Origin of the sequence: Aeromonas sp. S15(2024), assembly GCF_041402265.1 — a bacterium.
In the GTDB taxonomy this organism is placed as follows: Bacteria; Pseudomonadota; Gammaproteobacteria; order Enterobacterales; family Aeromonadaceae; genus Aeromonas; species Aeromonas dhakensis.
On record NZ_JBGLQY010000005.1, the window covers coordinates 231,036 to 246,824 of the forward strand.

General features: G+C 64.8%; 15 protein-coding genes and 1 pseudogene. 14 read left to right on the forward strand and 2 right to left on the reverse strand.

The genetic code is table 11. The features are described from left to right. Positions 1 to 158 precede the first annotated feature (158 nt). The 10 genes and pseudogenes from ACB033_RS13375 (at position 159) to ACB033_RS13420 (ending at position 12,020) form a co-directional block, all read left to right on the forward strand. Positions 159 to 1,058, forward strand: coding sequence for a LysR family transcriptional regulator ArgP (locus tag ACB033_RS13375; RefSeq protein ID WP_139725809.1), 900 nt, complete (start codon positions 159 to 161; stop codon positions 1,056 to 1,058). 86 nt (positions 1,059 to 1,144) lie between these two features. Beyond that, positions 1,145 to 3,166 (forward strand): exoribonuclease II, encoded by a 2,022-nt coding sequence (locus ACB033_RS13380; RefSeq protein ID WP_042008632.1) that lies wholly within the window; start codon positions 1,145 to 1,147, stop codon positions 3,164 to 3,166. Positions 3,167 to 3,356: 190 nt separating this feature from the next. Continuing rightward, positions 3,357 to 3,950, forward strand: a complete 594-nt coding sequence (locus tag ACB033_RS13385; RefSeq protein WP_139725810.1) for a TetR/AcrR family transcriptional regulator — start codon at positions 3,357 to 3,359, stop codon at positions 3,948 to 3,950. A 21-nt stretch (positions 3,951 to 3,971) separates the two neighbouring features. After that, a pseudogene (locus tag ACB033_RS13390) lies at positions 3,972 to 4,972 on the forward strand (DUF418 domain-containing protein). 454 nt (positions 4,973 to 5,426) lie between these two features. Beyond that, the gene (locus ACB033_RS13395; RefSeq protein ID WP_139725812.1) at positions 5,427 to 7,349 is read left to right on the forward strand and encodes a PTS mannitol transporter subunit IICBA; all 1,923 of its coding nucleotides are present in this window, start codon (positions 5,427 to 5,429) and stop codon (positions 7,347 to 7,349) included. 37 nt (positions 7,350 to 7,386) lie between these two features. Further along, positions 7,387 to 8,532, forward strand: coding sequence for a mannitol-1-phosphate 5-dehydrogenase (locus ACB033_RS13400; protein ID WP_162519915.1), 1,146 nt, complete (start codon positions 7,387 to 7,389; stop codon positions 8,530 to 8,532). 113 nt (positions 8,533 to 8,645) lie between these two features. Continuing rightward, positions 8,646 to 9,167, forward strand: a complete 522-nt coding sequence (locus ACB033_RS13405; RefSeq protein ID WP_005308438.1) for an MltR family transcriptional regulator — start codon at positions 8,646 to 8,648, stop codon at positions 9,165 to 9,167. 175 nt (positions 9,168 to 9,342) lie between these two features. After that, positions 9,343 to 11,130 carry a sodium:proton antiporter gene (locus tag ACB033_RS13410; RefSeq protein ID WP_010635247.1) on the forward strand — a complete coding sequence of 596 codons (1,788 nt, stop codon included), beginning with the start codon at positions 9,343 to 9,345 and terminating at the stop codon, positions 11,128 to 11,130. Further along, a complete protein-coding gene (locus ACB033_RS13415) occupies positions 11,127 to 11,708 on the forward strand; it encodes a DNA-J related domain-containing protein (protein ID WP_010635248.1) in 582 nt (193 codons plus the stop codon). Before ACB033_RS13410 ends, ACB033_RS13415 begins: the two co-directional genes overlap by 4 nt. Positions 11,709 to 11,771: 63 nt before the next feature. Continuing rightward, positions 11,772 to 12,020, forward strand: a complete 249-nt coding sequence (locus ACB033_RS13420; protein ID WP_005308429.1) for a hypothetical protein — start codon at positions 11,772 to 11,774, stop codon at positions 12,018 to 12,020. Between the two features lie 42 nt (positions 12,021 to 12,062). Here ACB033_RS13420 and ACB033_RS13425 read toward each other — a convergent pair whose 3' ends face one another. Both ACB033_RS13425 and zntB read right to left on the reverse strand, forming a co-directional pair. Next, positions 12,063 to 12,581, reverse strand: a complete 519-nt coding sequence (locus tag ACB033_RS13425) for a mechanosensitive ion channel domain-containing protein (RefSeq protein WP_017780379.1) — start codon at positions 12,579 to 12,581, stop codon at positions 12,063 to 12,065. A gap of 9 nt (positions 12,582 to 12,590) precedes the next feature. Continuing rightward, positions 12,591 to 13,583: a zinc transporter ZntB gene (zntB, locus tag ACB033_RS13430; protein ID WP_371140554.1), complete on the reverse strand. Its 993-nt coding sequence runs from the start codon at positions 13,581 to 13,583 to the stop codon at positions 12,591 to 12,593. 105 nt (positions 13,584 to 13,688) lie between these two features. Here zntB and ACB033_RS13435 point away from each other — a divergent pair, with 105 nt between their 5' ends. From ACB033_RS13435 to ACB033_RS13450, 4 genes are all read left to right on the forward strand, one after another. Continuing rightward, positions 13,689 to 14,141 carry a YaiI/YqxD family protein gene (locus ACB033_RS13435; protein ID WP_005308419.1) on the forward strand — a complete coding sequence of 151 codons (453 nt, stop codon included), beginning with the start codon at positions 13,689 to 13,691 and terminating at the stop codon, positions 14,139 to 14,141. A 119-nt stretch (positions 14,142 to 14,260) separates the two neighbouring features. Further along, positions 14,261 to 14,530 (forward strand): PepSY domain-containing protein, encoded by a 270-nt coding sequence (locus ACB033_RS13440; protein ID WP_126881037.1) that lies wholly within the window; start codon positions 14,261 to 14,263, stop codon positions 14,528 to 14,530. Positions 14,531 to 14,578: 48 nt separating this feature from the next. Next, entirely contained in the window at positions 14,579 to 15,136 is a 558-nt protein-coding gene (locus ACB033_RS13445) for a cytochrome b/b6 domain-containing protein (protein WP_042008617.1), read from the forward strand. A gap of 91 nt (positions 15,137 to 15,227) precedes the next feature. Beyond that, positions 15,228 to 15,728, forward strand: coding sequence for a metal-dependent hydrolase (locus ACB033_RS13450; RefSeq protein ID WP_371140555.1), 501 nt, complete (start codon positions 15,228 to 15,230; stop codon positions 15,726 to 15,728). Positions 15,729 to 15,789: the final 61 nt, after the last annotated feature.

Here is a 15,789-nt window from a genome sequence, read left to right on the forward strand (position 1 = left end):
TTTGACCACCACTGTCACATCTCACAGTGACAAACCCGCTTTGACCCCACAGCCCTTGTCCCGCCTGCGCTGCCGACATTTTCAGCGCTCTCCGGTTGTTCTCTCGCCACCACTTGAGTAGCATCCCTTCTCAATCTCCCTGCTGATAAGGAATGCTGATGAAGGCGTTGGACTACAAGCTGCTGCTGGCGCTGGATGCGGTGATGCAGGAGCAAAACTTCGAGCGGGCCGCCCAGCGCCTGCACATCACCCAGTCCGCCATCTCCCAGCGCATCAAGCAGCTGGAGCAGCAGTTTGCCGAGCCGCTGATCATTCGCGGCCAGCCGCTGCAGGCCACCGCGCTCGGGCAGAAGCTGCTGGCCCACTACCGCCAGGTACGCCAGCTGGAACTGGAGCTGGCCGGCGAGCTCTCTCCCGCCGAACCCCAGGCGCCGATCCGGGTCAGCATCGCCGTCAATGCCGACAGCCTGGCCACCTGGTTTCTGCCCGCCCTGGCGCCGCTGCTGGAACAGCACCCCATCGAGCTCAACCTGCTGGTGGATGACGAGAGCCGCACCCTGGATCGGGTGCGCGAGGGGCAGGCGTTCGGTGCCGTCAGCCTGCACGGCCAGCCACTGGCGGGCTGCTGCGTCGACGAGCTCGGCGAGATGCGTTACCTGCTCACCGCCAGCCCCGCCTTCGTCGAGCGCCACTTCCCACAGGGGCTGACCCTGGCGGCGCTGGCCAAGGCGCCGGCGGTGGCCTTCGATCAGCGTGACGACATGCACGTCAGCTACATGGCCCGCCACTTCGGGCTGGAGCCCGGCGGCTACCCCTGCCACACGGTGCGCTCGTCCGAGGCCTTCGTCGCCATGGCCGAGCAGGGGCTGGCCTGCTGCCTCATCCCGGAACTGCAGATCCGTCGCCAGCTGGCGGAGGGGTCATTGCTCGATCTCAACCCGGATCAGCACCTGGTAGAACGACTCTACTGGCACCGCTGGGTGCTGGAGCGCGGGCTGCACAAACAGATATCCCAGCGCCTGATCGAGCAGGGTCGCCGGGCGCTGCAACGCCCCTGACAGGGCCATTCACCTTGGCTTTGGAGGGGTAAAAACGTATAGTGCTGGGCGATTAACCACCAGGTCTCCACTCAGGTTCCCCATTTATGTTCCAAGACAATCCGCTGCTGGCCCAGCTCAAGCAACAAATCCGCGAAAACATCCCCAAGAAAGAGGGTGTGATCCGCGCCTCCGATCGGGGCTTCGGCTTCCTGGAGGTCGATGAGAAGACCAGCTATTTCGTGCCGCCTCCCTACATGAAAAAGGTGATGCACGGTGACCGGGTGACCGCCCTGATCCGCACCGAGAAAGAGAAGGAAGTTGCCGAGCCGGATGAGCTGCTGGAGCAGTCCGTCACCCGCTTCGTGGCCCGGGTCAAGATGTTCCGCGACCGCCTCAACGTGGTGGCCGATCATCCGCTGATCAAGGATGCCATCAAGGCCCGCGTCAAGAAGGGTCTGGACGAAAAAGAGTTCAAGGAAGGGGACTGGGTGGTCGCCACCCTCAAGCGTCACGCCCTGGTGGACGGCAACTTCTCCGCCGAGATCACCCAGAAGATCGCCGCCCAGGAAGATCACAACGTGCCCTGGTGGGTGGTGCTGGCGCGCCACAACCTGGCCCAGGTCGAGCCGGCGGATCTGCCGGAGTGGAAGGTGATCGAAGAGGAAGAGCTGCCCCGCACCGATCTGACCGCGACCCCCTTCTTCACCATCGACGGCGCCAAGACCAAGGACATGGACGATGCCCTGGCCATCCGCAAGCTGGACAACGGCTGGGAGCTGCTGGTCGCCATCGCCGACCCGACCGCCTATGTGGCCGAAGGGAGCGAGCTGGACAAGGAGGCCGCCCAGCGCGCCTTCACCGTCTACATGCCGGGCCGCAACGTGCCCATGATCCCGCGCACCCTCTCCGACGAGCTCTGCTCCCTGAAAGAGGGCGAGGAACGCAACACCCTGTGCGCCCGTCTGCTGATCGCCGAGGATGGCCTACTGCTGGAGGAGACCGAGTTCTTCGCCGCCCGCATCTGCTCCCACGCCCGCCTCAACTATGACGATGTCTCCGACTGGGCCGAACACGGCAAAGCGCTGGATATCGACGCAGGCGTGCTGGCCCAGCTGCCGCTGATGAAGGCGATGACCGAGGCGCGCATCAAGTGGCGCACCGAGCACGCCCTGGTGTTCCCGGACCGCCCCGACTACGACTTCGAGCTGGGTGAGAACGGTGCTGTGCTGGCCATCCACGTCGAGCCGCGCCGCATCGCCAACCGCATGGTGGAAGAGTCGATGATCGCCGCCAACATCTGCGCCGGCCGCGTGCTGGGCAAGAGCGTCGGTTACGGCATCTTCAACGTCCACACTGGCTTTGACGAGGAGTCCCTCGACGGTGCCATCGATCTGCTGAAAAGCGCCGAGGCCCCGTTCGAGAAGGAAGAGATCGCCAGCCTGTCCGGCTTCTGCGCCCTGCGCCGCTGGATCGACAGCCTGGACACCCGCTGGCTGGACGGCAAGATCCGCCGCTTCCAGAGCTATGCGCTGATGTCCGCCGAACCGGGTGCCCACTACGGCCTGGGGCTGGATGCCTACGCCACCTGGACCTCACCGATCCGCAAGTACGGCGACATGGTCAACCATCGCCTGCTCAAGGCCGTCATCGCCGGCAAGACCCCGGGTGAGCGCCCGAGCCTGGAGCTGACCGAGCACCTGACCGCCTGCCGTCGCCTGCACCGCATGGTGGAGCGTGACATCGGCGACTGGCTCTATGTGCGCTACCTGAAGGCCGATGCGGGTACCGACAAGGTGTTCAACGCCGAGATCATCGACGTGATGCGTGCCGGCCTCAAGCTGCGCCTGCAGGAGAACGGTGCCGTGGTGTTCATGCCCGCCCGCCACATCCTCGACAACAAGGAGCGGCTGGAGTGCAACTGGGACAACGGCCGCGTCTATCTGGACAAGACCGAAGTGGTCTACGAGCTCGGCCAGATCATCGAGGTCAAGCTGACCGAAGCGGTGGAAGAGACCCGCTCCCTCATCGCCAAGCCGGCGGTAGAGCTGGTGCCGGGCCCGGCGCCGGTCGCCCCGGTGAGCGAAGCCGAGGCCGCACCGGCGGCGGAAGCTCCCAAGGCTGAATAAGCCAGCCCTCTCCTCCTTGCAAAAGCCCGCACCCTGCGGGCTTTTTTATTGGGTCATGCCGCCCGCCTGGTCAGTAGATCACTTTTTGTACGCCCCCCCTAGCTTGCCAGTGGCTCGTCACGGGCATAGAGTGGATCCGCCAATGAACGAACGTTCGCTCATATAAAATTTTCAGGCAAGAGGCATCACTATGACCCCCAACAACCTGCGGCTGGAGCAGCGGCGCGAGCAGATCATCCAGGCGGCGCTCGGCTGCTTTATCGAGCGGGGCTTCCACCAGACCGGCATGCGCGACATCGCCGCCGCTGCCGGGGTGAGCCTTGGCAACCTCTACAACCACTTCGCCCGCAAGGAGGAGCTGATCGCCCACATCGCCTCGCTGGAGGCGGCCGAGCTGCAACCCCTGCTGGATGCGCTGGCACAGGGGCCGGCCCGGGCGGCGCTGGCCCGCTTCGCCGCCGGCTACCTCGCCTGGTCGCTCACCCCGGAGAACCTGCTGCTCGGCACCGAGATCCTGGCCGAGCTGACCCGCCATCCCGAGATGGCGGCCACCTTCGCCAGCAACCAGCGCCAGCTGTGCGATGCCCTGGCGGCGACGGTGCGCCGTGGCCAGCAGGCGGGGGAGCTGGCAACCCACCTGCAGCCGGACCTCACCGCCCAGCTGCTGCTGGACGCGCTGGAGGGGCAAGCCCTGCGCCACGCCCTGGCCCTGCATCCAGAGCAGGCACCGGTGGAACAAAGGTTGCCGTCCCTGCTGGACCAGCTGTTGGGCCCAGCCTGCTGATCACCTCAAGGAGTCACCACCATGACGACCCCGCACCATCGACTGGAAGGACTGGATCTGGCCCGCGCCATGGCCCTGCTCGGCATGGTGCTGGTGAACTTTCGCATCGCCATGGGGGTGTTGGCGGGTGGGCCGGCCTGGCTCAAGCCCCTGCTGGATGCACTGGAGGGGCGCTCCGCCGCAAGCTGGCGTGGTCGGCGGCCATGACCCACACCGCCAGGCGGGCCCTGTTTCTGCTGATCGTGGGGCTGCTCAACTACCTGGTGTTTCCGGCCGACATCATCCACTACTACGCCGTCTACTTTCTGCTGGGGGCCTGCTGTCTCCGGCTTCCCTCCCCCTGGCTGCTGGCCCTGATCCCGCTGCTGGCGGCAAGCTTCGTGGGGCTGCTGTTCCTGCTCGACTATGATCGGGGCTGGCAGTGGCACAGCTTCAGCTATCCCGAGTTCTGGACCCTGGCCGGCTTCGTCCGCAATCTGCTGTTCAACGGCTGGCACCCTGTGGTGCCCTGGCTGGGCTTTCTGCTCTACGGCCTCTGGCTGAGCCGCCAGTCTCTGGCCAATCCGCTCACCCAGCGCTGGCTGCTGGCCGGTGGTGTGAGTGCCATGGTGCTGGCCAAGGGGCTCTCGCTCTGGTTGCCGACCCTCTTGCCGAACCCAGAGCTGGCACCGCTGCTGGCGACCCAGCCCATTCCCCCGGCGCCGCTCTACCTGCTGTTCGGCATGGGTTCGGCCAGCACCCTGATCGCCCTCTGCCTCTGGCTGGGACGCGCCCTGCCCGAGGCCCGCTGGTGGCGAGTGTGGCTGCCGGTCGGCCGGCAGACCCTGACCCTCTATCTGGCCCACATCATGCTCGGCATGGGGATGCTGGAGGCGATCGGCTGGCTGCAGGGGCAGGATCTGCCCGAAGTAGTGCTGGCCACCGGCCTCTTCGCCCTGGCGGCCCTGCTGTTTGCCAATCTCTGGAGTCAGCGCTTCGAGCGAGGCCCGCTGGAGTGGCTGATGCGCCGGCTCTGCGGCTGAAGGAGAGCATGAAAAACTGAAAGTAGGCTACAAAATAATTGATTCATTGGTTATTTGAGTGCTAATTCAATCAATCCATCGTCAACATCCTCAGTTTTCAGGTTGGGTGAATTGCTCCAATTGAATACAAATAATAGAAATGAGAAACAGATCACATTGACAACGAGTTTGCGCAAACAGCAAAGAGTGACTTATGTCACATAAAAACGATAGTGGAGGCAGCAAAGATCGAAATGTAGCCGAAATACAGAGAGTGAATGTGATCGACATCACTATGAAGGGAGGGGGGAGGTCGGGGTATTTGAGATCTGCGTCACAAGACACCCCGTTTTCAGCCTAATTTGATCACAAGCTGGTAGATTGAAGTTGCTTAGACGACAGGGATGGCGGTTCGGCAAAACCGGCCAGCCCGACTACCACTTTTAATCAAACAGGCTTAAAACGGGGTCCCGACATGTTATCACCGGATACCAAAGTCAAGATACAGAATTTTGGACGCTTCCTGTCCAATATGGTCATGCCCAACATAGGCGCCTTCATCGCCTGGGGCTTTATTACCGCCCTCTTCATCCCCACCGGCTGGCTGCCGAGCGAAACGCTGGCCAAGCTGGTCGGCCCCATGATCACCTACCTGCTGCCGCTGCTGATTGGCTATACCGGCGGCAAGCTGATGGGCGGTGAGCGCGGCGGCGTGGTCGGTGCCATCACCACCATGGGCGTCATCGTGGGGACCGACATCCCCATGTTCATGGGCGCCATGATGGTCGGCCCGCTCGGTGGCTGGGCCATCAAGCGTTTCGACAAGGCGATGGAAGGTCGCGTCAAGAGCGGCTTCGAGATGCTGGTCAACAACTTCTCCGCCGGCCTCATCGGCATGCTGCTGGCGATCCTCGCCTTCTTCGTGATCGGCCCCTTCGTCAAGGTGCTCTCCGGCGTGCTGGCCGGTGGCGTCGGCTTCCTGGTGGACAACAACCTGCTGCCGCTCACCTCCATCTTCGTCGAGCCGGCCAAGATCCTGTTCCTCAACAACGCCATCAACCACGGCATCTTCTCGCCGCTGGGGATCCAGCAGGCCACCGAGCACGGCCGCTCCATCTTCTTCCTGATCGAAGCGAACCCGGGCCCGGGCATGGGCGTGCTGCTGGCCTACATGGTGTTCGGTCGCGGCGCCGCCAAGCAGTCCGCTGCCGGTGCCTCCATCATCCACTTCTTCGGCGGCATCCACGAGATTTACTTCCCGTACGTGCTGATGAACCCGCGCCTGATCCTGGCGGTGATCGCCGGCGGCATGACCGGGGTGTTCACCCTGACCCTGTTCAACGCAGGTCTGGTCTCCCCCGCCTCGCCGGGTTCCATCTTCGCCGTGCTGTTGATGACGCCGAAAGCCTCCCTCATAGGGGTTGCTCTCTCCATCATCAGCGCCACCCTGGTCTCCTTCCTGGTCGCCGCCGTGTTCGTGCGTGCCCAGCAGCCGGAAGCCGACGAGGCCGATGCATTGGGTGAAGCCACCCGCAAGATGAAAGCCATGAAGGGTGCCAAGCCCGAGAGCGCAGCAGCCAAGAAGCCGGGCGGTGAACTGATGGCGGTACGCAACATCGTCGTCGCCTGCGATGCGGGCATGGGCTCCAGCGCCATGGGCGCCGGCCTGCTGCGCAAGCGGGTGCAGGCCGCCGGCCTCGACATCAGCGTCACCAACCGCGCCATCGATCAGCTTGACGATCAGGTGGACTGGGTCATCACCCACAAGGATCTGACCGAGCGGGCCCGTCGCCACGCGCCGCACGCTCACCACATTTCGCTCACCAACTTCCTCGACAACGGCCTCTATCAGGAGCTGGTACAGAGCCTGACCCAGGCCGCCAACGATGACGTCGCCAACCCGCAGTTGCTGGTGGCTGCCAACGACGACAGCTACGAGCCGCAGGCCGCCGAAGTGTTCACCCTGAGCCGTCATGACGTGCACCTGGGGCTCAAGGCCGACAACAAGGAGGCCGCCATCCGGGCTGCCGGCAAGCTGCTGGCGGAGCGGGGCTACGTGGCGCCCGACTACGTCAACGCCATGCTGGAGCGTGAACAGCTGGTCTCCACCTACCTCGGCGAATCCATCGCCGTGCCGCACGGCACCATCGCCGCCAAGGAGTTTGTGAAGCGCACCGGCATCGTCATCTGCCAATACCCGGCCGGGGTCGCCTTCGGCGAGGCAGCCGATGAAGTGGCGCGGCTGGTGATCGGCATCGCCGCCCGCAACGACGAACACATGCAGGTGATAACCCGCCTGACCAATGCACTGGACGAACCCGGCCTTATCGACCGGCTGGCCAGCACTCAGGATCCCCAGGAGTTCCTGGATCTGCTGGGTGCCGAACAGGCTGCCTGATCGTCCTTCATCGTCTTTGGTTCAAGAGGTTAATATCATGAAAACATTGCATTTTGGTGCCGGTAATATCGGTCGCGGCTTCATCGGAAAACTGCTGGCTGACGCCAACCATCAGGTCACCTTCGCCGACGTCAACGAGACCCTGATCGACCAGCTCAACCACCGCCAGGAGTACAAGGTGCACGTGGTGGGAGCAGATCAGAAGCTGGACGTGGTGCGCAACGTGGCGGCGGTGAGCTCCGCCGGCCACGAGGTGATCGCCCGCATCATCACCGCCGATCTGGTCACCACCGCGGTCGGCCCCAACATTCTGGACAAGATTGCCAGCACCCTGGCCCAGGGGCTGCAGGCCCGCTTCGATGCCGGCAACCTGACGCCGCTCAACGTCATCGCCTGCGAGAACATGGTGCGCGGCACCAGCCACCTCAAGCAGGAGGTACTCAAGTACCTGCCGGTCGCGTATCATGCCACCCTCGACGCCTGCATCGGCTTCGTCGATTCGGCGGTGGACCGCATCGTCCCGCCGGCGGCGGCCAACGATGATCCACTGGAAGTGACGGTGGAGAGCTTCAGCGAGTGGATCGTCGACCAGACCCAGTTCAAGGGCGAGCTGCCGCAGGTGGCGGGCATGGAGCCCACCGACAACCTGATGGCCTTCGTCGAGCGCAAGCTGTTCACCCTCAACACCGGCCACATCGTCACTGCCTACCTCGGCAAGCTGAGGGGCTATCGCACCATTCGCGAGGCGATCGAGGATCCGCTGATCCGCAGCAAGGTACGCCGCGCCATGGAGGAGAGCGGCGCCGTGCTGGTGCAACGCTACGGTTTCGACCCGCGCCTGCACGCCGCCTACATCGAGAAGATCCTGGCCCGCTTCGCCAACCCCTATCTGGTGGACGAGATTGACCGGGTCGGCCGTCAGCCGCTGCGCAAGCTGGCGGCGGGGGATCGGCTGGTGAAACCGCTGCTCGGCACCCTGGAGTACGGCTTGCCGAACGATCACCTGCAGGAGGGGATCGCCGCGGCGTTGCACTATCGCAATGCCGATGACCCGCAGGCGGTGGAGCTGCAACAGCTGCTGGCGGAGCTGGGCCCGGCCCAGGCCCTGGCGCGCATCACCGGCCTGGCCGCCGACAGCGACATCGTCAGCGCCATCGTCACCCGTTATGGCAATTTGAAGTGACCTGATGAGGCGCCACCGTGCCGGCCCGCGCAGGCCGGCCACCTAAGCGCCTCATACGATAAAAACCGGGAGAGAGGCCCACTCTCTCCCAGTCAGCTGGACCCAATGCACTTATGACCACACACCAGGAAGATGAAGTACTGGAACGACTGAACGAGCAGGATGGCCCCCGCGGCTTCTTTCTCGAGGTCGTCACCATCCTGGAAGAGGCGGTCGACTCCCTGATGCGACGCGCGTTCCGTCAGGAGGAGTATGCCGTCAAGTACGCCATCGAACCTTTGCTCAACCAGAGCGGCCCCCTCGGCCAGCTGGAGGTACGCCTCAAGCTCATCTTCGCCCTCGGCCTCATCTCCCTCGAGCGCTATCAGGATCTCGAGGCTTACCTGAAAATCCGCGATTTTCTGGTACGCGACCCCAAGGATTACCGCTTCAGCGACAAGCCGATCCGCGATCTGCTGGCACGTCTGCACGGTGTCAGCCAGGGCGGCATGATGCCGCAGGAGGCCCCCGCCAACGAGGAGGACTGGCCCTTCTACCAGATGCAGCTGAACCGGCTCGATCAGGTGGTGCGCTCGGCGCTGGTGCTGGCGGTGGCCGACTGCGTCACCGAACTCCACAAAGAGAGCCCCATCTAATCCGGCTGGTGGCCGTAGCCAGCGGCCACACCCCGCCCCTCTCCCGCAGCCATGCCCCCGTGACGCCCGCTGTCGCGCGATCCGCTTCCCCCTTGTTCCCGCCGCCGGCTGGTGTCAATCTGACCATCTTCCCCACTACACTTCCTCCAGGTCCATTGCCCCAACCGAGGTCTGCATGATTGCTCTCTCCCTGGCCGGGATCGCCCTGGTCTCAGTGCTGGCCCAGTGGCTGGCCTGGTCGCTGCGGGTGCCCGCCATCCTGTTTCTACTGCTCACCGGCCTGTTGCTGGGGCCGGTCGGCGGCCTGCTCGACCCCGATGCCCTGCTCGGCGACCTGCTGTTCCCGCTGGTCTCTCTGTCGGTCGCCATCATCCTGTTCGAGGGGGCGCTCACCCTGCACCTGGCCGAGCTCAAGGGGATCGGCAAGGTGGTGCGCAACCTCTGCTCCACCGGCATGCTGGTGAGCTTCGCCGTCATCGGCAGCGCCGGTTACTTCCTGCTGGGGCTGGACTGGCGGGTCGCCATGGTACTCGGCGCCGTGCTGGTGGTGACCGGCCCTACCGTGGTCGCCCCCATGCTCAACGTGATCCGCCCGACCCGGGAGGTGGACCGCATCCTGCGCTGGGAGGGGATCGTCATCGATCCCATCGGCGCCCTGTTTGCGGTGCTGGTATTCGAGGCGGTACGCCTCGGCAGTCAGGGGGATCTGGTCGGTCACACCCTGCTGGCGCTGGCCAAGACGGTGGGGGTGGGCTCGCTCATCGGGGTCGGTGCCGGCTGGCTCACCACCCTGCTGATCCGCAAGGACTGGCTGCCGGTCAGTCTGCACAAGTTCGGCGTACTGGCGCTGGTGCTGGTCACCTTCAGCCTCTCCAACTGGCTCAGCCACGAATCCGGCCTGCTGGCGGTGACCGTGTTCGGCATCTGGCTCGCCAATCAGGAGGGGCTGGATCTGGAGGAGGTGCTGGCCTTCAAGGAGGATCTCGCCGTCATCCTCATCTCCTCCCTCTTCATCCTGCTGGCGGCCCGCCTCGATCTGGCCCAGCTCTGGCAGCTCGGCCCCATGGTGCTGGCGCTGCTGTGCGTGGTGCAGTTCGTGGCGCGTCCGCTCTGCATCCTGGTCTCCACCTGGGGATCCGATCTCTCCTGGCGGGCCCGCGCCCTGCTCGGCTGGATCGCGCCGCGCGGCATAGTGGCGGCGGCGGTCAGCGCCTCCTTCGCCATCAGCCTGCATGAGGCCGGCATTGCCGATGCCGACAAGCTGGTCCCCCTGGTGTTTGCGGTGATCATCTCCACCGTGGTGCTGCAGAGCCTCACTTCGGCACCGCTGGCCGGGCTGCTCAAGATGCGCCAGAGCGCCCCCAACACCTGGCTCATCATAGGAGCCAACTCGGTGGCGCGGGCCATCGGCCGGGCACTGGCGGATCAGGGGGTACCGGTCCAGCTCTGCGATCCAGCCTGGGAGTTCTGCCGACAGGCGCGGATGAGCAACCTGCCCTGCTACTTCGGCAACCCGCAATCCGAACACGCCGAGCTGCACCTGCCGCTCACCAGCATCAGTACCGTGCTGGCCCTCTCCCCCAACCGCCACAACAACGCCCTCGGCGTGCTGCACTTCGCCCACCTCTACGGCGAGGAGAAGGTCTACTCGTTGCGCTCCAGCGAGCAGCACGGCAAAGCCAACCGGGAGAGCGCCACCTTCCGCGCTCGCCAGAACCTGTTCGGCCCAGACATCAACTACGCCAGGCTGAGCGGCCTGCTGAGCCGGGGCGGCCAGATCAAGGCAACCCGGCTGAGCGAGGCGTTCGACTGGGCCCAGTACCAGGAGGCCAACCCGGGCGCCATCCCGCTGTTCGTGCTGGACGGCAAGGGGCGGACCCGCATCGTCACCGGACCCGTCGAGCCGCTGGCCGGGGAGCTGCTGATCGCCCTGCAGCCCCCCAAAGAGGGGGCCGGCCAGTGAACTCTGCCGAATCGACCGCCAACCCGCTGCTCGCCCCGCTGCTGGCACTGCTCAGGCAGGCCAGCGGCAGCTACAAGGTGCACGAGCTGCTGGCCGAGCTGCGCCGCCAGGAGCTCATCCCGCCTCTGCCGGGGGACGAGCAGCAGCAGCTGTTTCGGCTCAACTTCCTCATCATGAACGCCCTCTACCAGCTGCAGGCCGAGCTCCACGATGAAGGGTGGTGGCTGCTGATCAGCACCCTGGATATCCGGCTCGAACCGCTCGCTCCTCGCAACACGGCAAGCGCCCTCGCCCAGGGTGAGGCGCTGCGCAGTTACTACCTCGACTGGCAGGTGTTCTGGCAGACAGACCGGGAGGAGGTGGAAGCCCTGCTCGGCAGCTTCTGGCGGGCCTGTGAGCGGGATGAACACAGGGCCGAGGCGCTGACCCTGTTCGCCCTGCCGACCGGGGCAGGGCCTGACGCCATCCGCCGCCGCTGGCGTGAGCTGGCACTGCAACACCATCCGGATCGGGGGGGCGATGCCGACACCTTCATCCGCCTGCGCTGGGCCTGGGAACACCTCAAGACGGCCAAATGAGCCGCCTGATGGCGGCCGCAACCACTAGACTTGAAGTGGCATCAAGCGTCACGGGAGGATGTCATGACAGTCAATGAACTTCGTCTGCTCTACCAGCAACAAGCCTTCAAGGAAGCCGAGATCCTGCAGGATGCCATCCTGCCCGGCTGGATCGTGGAGTTCAGGGGACAGGACGGCAAACTGTACGAGATGACCGACACCCTGGGTTGCCCCCTCAGCTTCGGCTCGGTCGAAGAAGCCCGCCAGCACGTGCATCTGGTGGCGGACTGCCCGATCCAGATCGAGCACCTCTACCGCTTCTTCGAACGCTGAGAAGCTGGCAGGCGCAAAAAAGGCTCCCACGGGAGCCTTTTCTCATTCTGGTTGCAGGGGTTCAGCCCCCTTGCCCTCCAGCCGTCTGACCGGCTTTTGCAGGATCAGGTTGGCCGGATAGGTGACCAGATCGCCGTTGTCATCGCGCACCCGCACGTAGAAGAGGCCGATCTCGGTGATGACGCCGGTGACCGAGTCATCCTTGTCGAGGATCCGGATCCGATCGCCAATCCGGTAGGGGAAGGCGAAGAAGATGGTGATGCTGGCGGTGATGTTGGAGAGGATCGACCACTGCGCCACCATGGCGACCCCCAGCACAGCGAAGAAGGAGGAGGCCAGCACCACCAGCCGCGAGAAGTCGAGCCCCCACACCCCGGCCAGGATCAGCAGGGTGGCGCAACCGAGCAGGAAGTGGAACACGTGCTCCACGTAGAGCACCCGGTTCTCGCTCACCTGCCGGCTCTGGCCGAGGGCCATCAGGCTCTTGTGAATGAGGCCGCGAATGAGGGTGTGGCCCAGCAACAGCAGCAGGGTCACGCCAAAAGATTCCCATGTGGTCATGTCGGCTCCTTACCACCAGCGTCTGTGTTTGAGCCAGACCGCCAGCCCGGCGGCCAGCGCCACCAGGGATCCGCAGAAGATCCAGAAGGCGGTCGGGCTCTCGGCTCCGGGGATGCCTCCCAGGTTGATGCCGAACAGGCCGGTCAGGAAGCTGGCGGGCAGAAACAGCAGCGCCATCACCGACATCTGGTAGGCGCGGCGGTTGGTCGCCTCCGCCATCAGGTTGTTGATCTCGTCCGCCAGCACGGCGGTGCGCGCCACCCCGGCATCCAGATCGTCGAGCCAGCGCCGCAGCCGATCGGCGATGTCGAGCAGGCGGCGCCGGTCGTCCTCGTCCAGCCAGCTGATCTTCTCGTTGGCGAGGCGCGCCACCAGATCCCGCTGCGGCGAGAGGTAGCGGCGGATCATGATAAGCTGCTTGCGGATCAGCGCCAGCCTACCGTTGGCGGGCAGGTCGCGCATCAGCACCTGCTCTTCCAGATCCAGGATCTGATCGTGCAGCTCCTCGACGAACTCTCCGGCCCGATCGGTCAGGGCGTCGCAGATCTCCACCAGCCAGTCGGCCGGGGTGTCGGCGCCGCCCCCCTGCTTCAGCTGTTCGAAGACATCTTTTTCCGACAGCAGCGGCCGCCGCCGACTGCTGATGATGAGGTCCGGCGTGATGAAGATCCGCAGCGCCACCATCTCTTCGGGCCTGTGATCCTTGTTGTGGTTGATGCCGCGCAGGATCAGCAGCACAGTCTCGCCCATCCGCACCAGCTTGGGGCGATTGCTCTGGCCGAGCAGGGATTCGCGCGCCGCCTCACCCAGCAGCGGCGTCTGCAACAGCCAGCGCGCCGCCTCCGGGTTGCCATAGTCCAGATGCAGCCAGCCCGGCTGCGCTGCCGGAATCTCGCTGCCCGCCGCCAGCGGCTGCATGCCCCCCCTGCCATCCAGGGTCAGGCCATAAATCACGTCACTGGGCACCCGATCCATCTGCTCGTCCTTCTCGCTCATGTTCATCGGCCCAGCTTACACCAAAGCCGGACCCGACTCAGCCCCGGGGCAGCCGGCCGCCCCCGGCCGTGCTAAGATGCGCCACTCGTTTCAGACACAGGAAACCATGCCATGCCCATCTGGGTTGATGCCGATGCCTGCCCCATTCCGGTCAAGGAGATCCTCTACCGTGCCGCCCACCGCGCCCAGGTGGTGACGACCCTGGTGGCCAATCAGGGGCTGCGGGTGCCCCCCTCCCCCTTCATCAAGACCCAGCAGGTGGAGAAGGGCTTCGATGTGGCAGATCATGTCATCGCCCAGCAGGTCAAACCTGGCGATCTGGTGATCACCGGCGACATCCCCCTCGCCGCCCTGGTGATCGATGCCGGCGGCGAGGCGCTCAATCCCCGCGGCGAGATCTACACCCGCGAGACCATCAAGGCGCGGCTCGGCATGCGCAACTTCATGGAAGAGCTGCGCTCGGCCGGGGTCCAGACCGGTGGCCCGGCCCCCCTCAACGCGGCCGACAAGCAGCGCTTCGCCAACGCGCTGGACAAGTGGCTGGTCAGGGGCAAGCTGAGCTGAGCCCGCTCCCCGGCGCCCTGCCGGGGAGACCCGTTCATCCCCTTCTGCGCTTAATTCTTTCTTAAGGGAGCTGAACTAACCTTGTGGCTGTTGACCCAACCACCCGCAAGGAGCAAGCAATGAAACTGACCCCCCTGTTGTTACTGATCCCTCTGTTGAGCGGCGCAGCCCTGGCCGATCCCCAATGTACCCAGGCCGACAAGAGCAAGTGGATGAGCGAAGCCGACGCCCAGCAGAAGATCAAGGCGATGGGCTATGACATCAAGAAGTTCAAGGTCACCGAGACCAACTGCTACGAGATTTACGGTTGGGACAAGGATAAGCGCAAGGTCGAGATCTACTTCGACCCGACCGATCTGAAGAAAGTGAAAGAAGAGATCGACGAATAACGCCGCGTTGGGCCGGCAATGCGCCGGCCCCAGCCTTGGAGCCTTGCCATGACCCCTACCTCTGAAGTGAAAGTCTGGGATCCCCTCATCCGGGTGTTTCACTGGGCCACCGTCACCCTCTGCCTGCTTAACTTCTTCATCCTGGAAGAGGGGAGCAAGCCGCACAAGTATGCCGGCTACGCGGTGGGCATCCTGCTCATCATCCGCCTGCTGTGGGGACTGATCGGCCCTCATTACGCCCGCTTCGGCCAGTGGTGGCCGACCCCGGCCCGGGTGCGCTACTACCTGCGCCAGCTGGCCAGCGGGCATCACCCCTACTACCTAGGCCACAACCCGGTCGGCGCCCTGATGATCTGGCTGCTGCTGCTGTCTCTGGTCGGCACCGTGGTCACCGGCTGGCTCACCACCTGGGATGCCTTCTGGGGCGAGGACTGGCTGGAGGAGCTGCACGGCATCCTTGCCAACACCCTGATGGCCGCCGTCGGTGTCCATGCGGCCGTGGTGATCCTGACCGATCGCCTCACCCGCAGCGACCTGGTACGCGCCATGGTGCTGGGCAAGAAACGGGTGCCCGCCGACACCAAGGTGGAAGATCCGCGCAGTTAATGACCGGGCCGCCCGCCGGGCCCCGGTTTTTTGCTGCAATGGCCCGCGACACTGGTAAGATGCGCCGCCATTTTCCCATGTCGTAGCCATCATGACCGCCCAAGGGCACCTGCTGTTTTCCGTTACCTGCACCCTGATCGCCCACAAACTCCAGCTGACGCCGGCCCTGGCCGACACCAGCCTGTGGCAGACCGTGCCCGCCGCCCTGGCCAGCGCCCTGCTGCCCGACCTCGACCACCCCAAGTCGGTATTGGGGCAGCGGCTGCCCTGGATCTCGAAACCCCTCTCTCGCCTGTTCGGTCATCGCGGCTTCACCCACAGCCTGCTGGCGGTGGCGGTCGCCATCTGGGGGCTCAACCAGCAGTTGCCGCCCGATACTCTGCCGGTCGGGGTCAAGGATGCCCTCATCATCGGCTACCTCAGCCACCTGCTGGGGGACTGGCTCACCCCGGCCGGCATCCCGCTCTTCTGGCCCAGCAAGCGCCGCTACCGGCTGCCGGGCTGGCCACTCAGAAGCGGCGGCGCCCTCGAGACCAGCTTTTGCACCCTCACCCTGCTGGCCGCCGGTTACTGGGCCCACTGGCCCGGCTAGGCAGTCGGCCGCCAAAAAACAAACCCCTGCCGAGGCAGGGGTTTGTCGTGGTGAGGGCGGG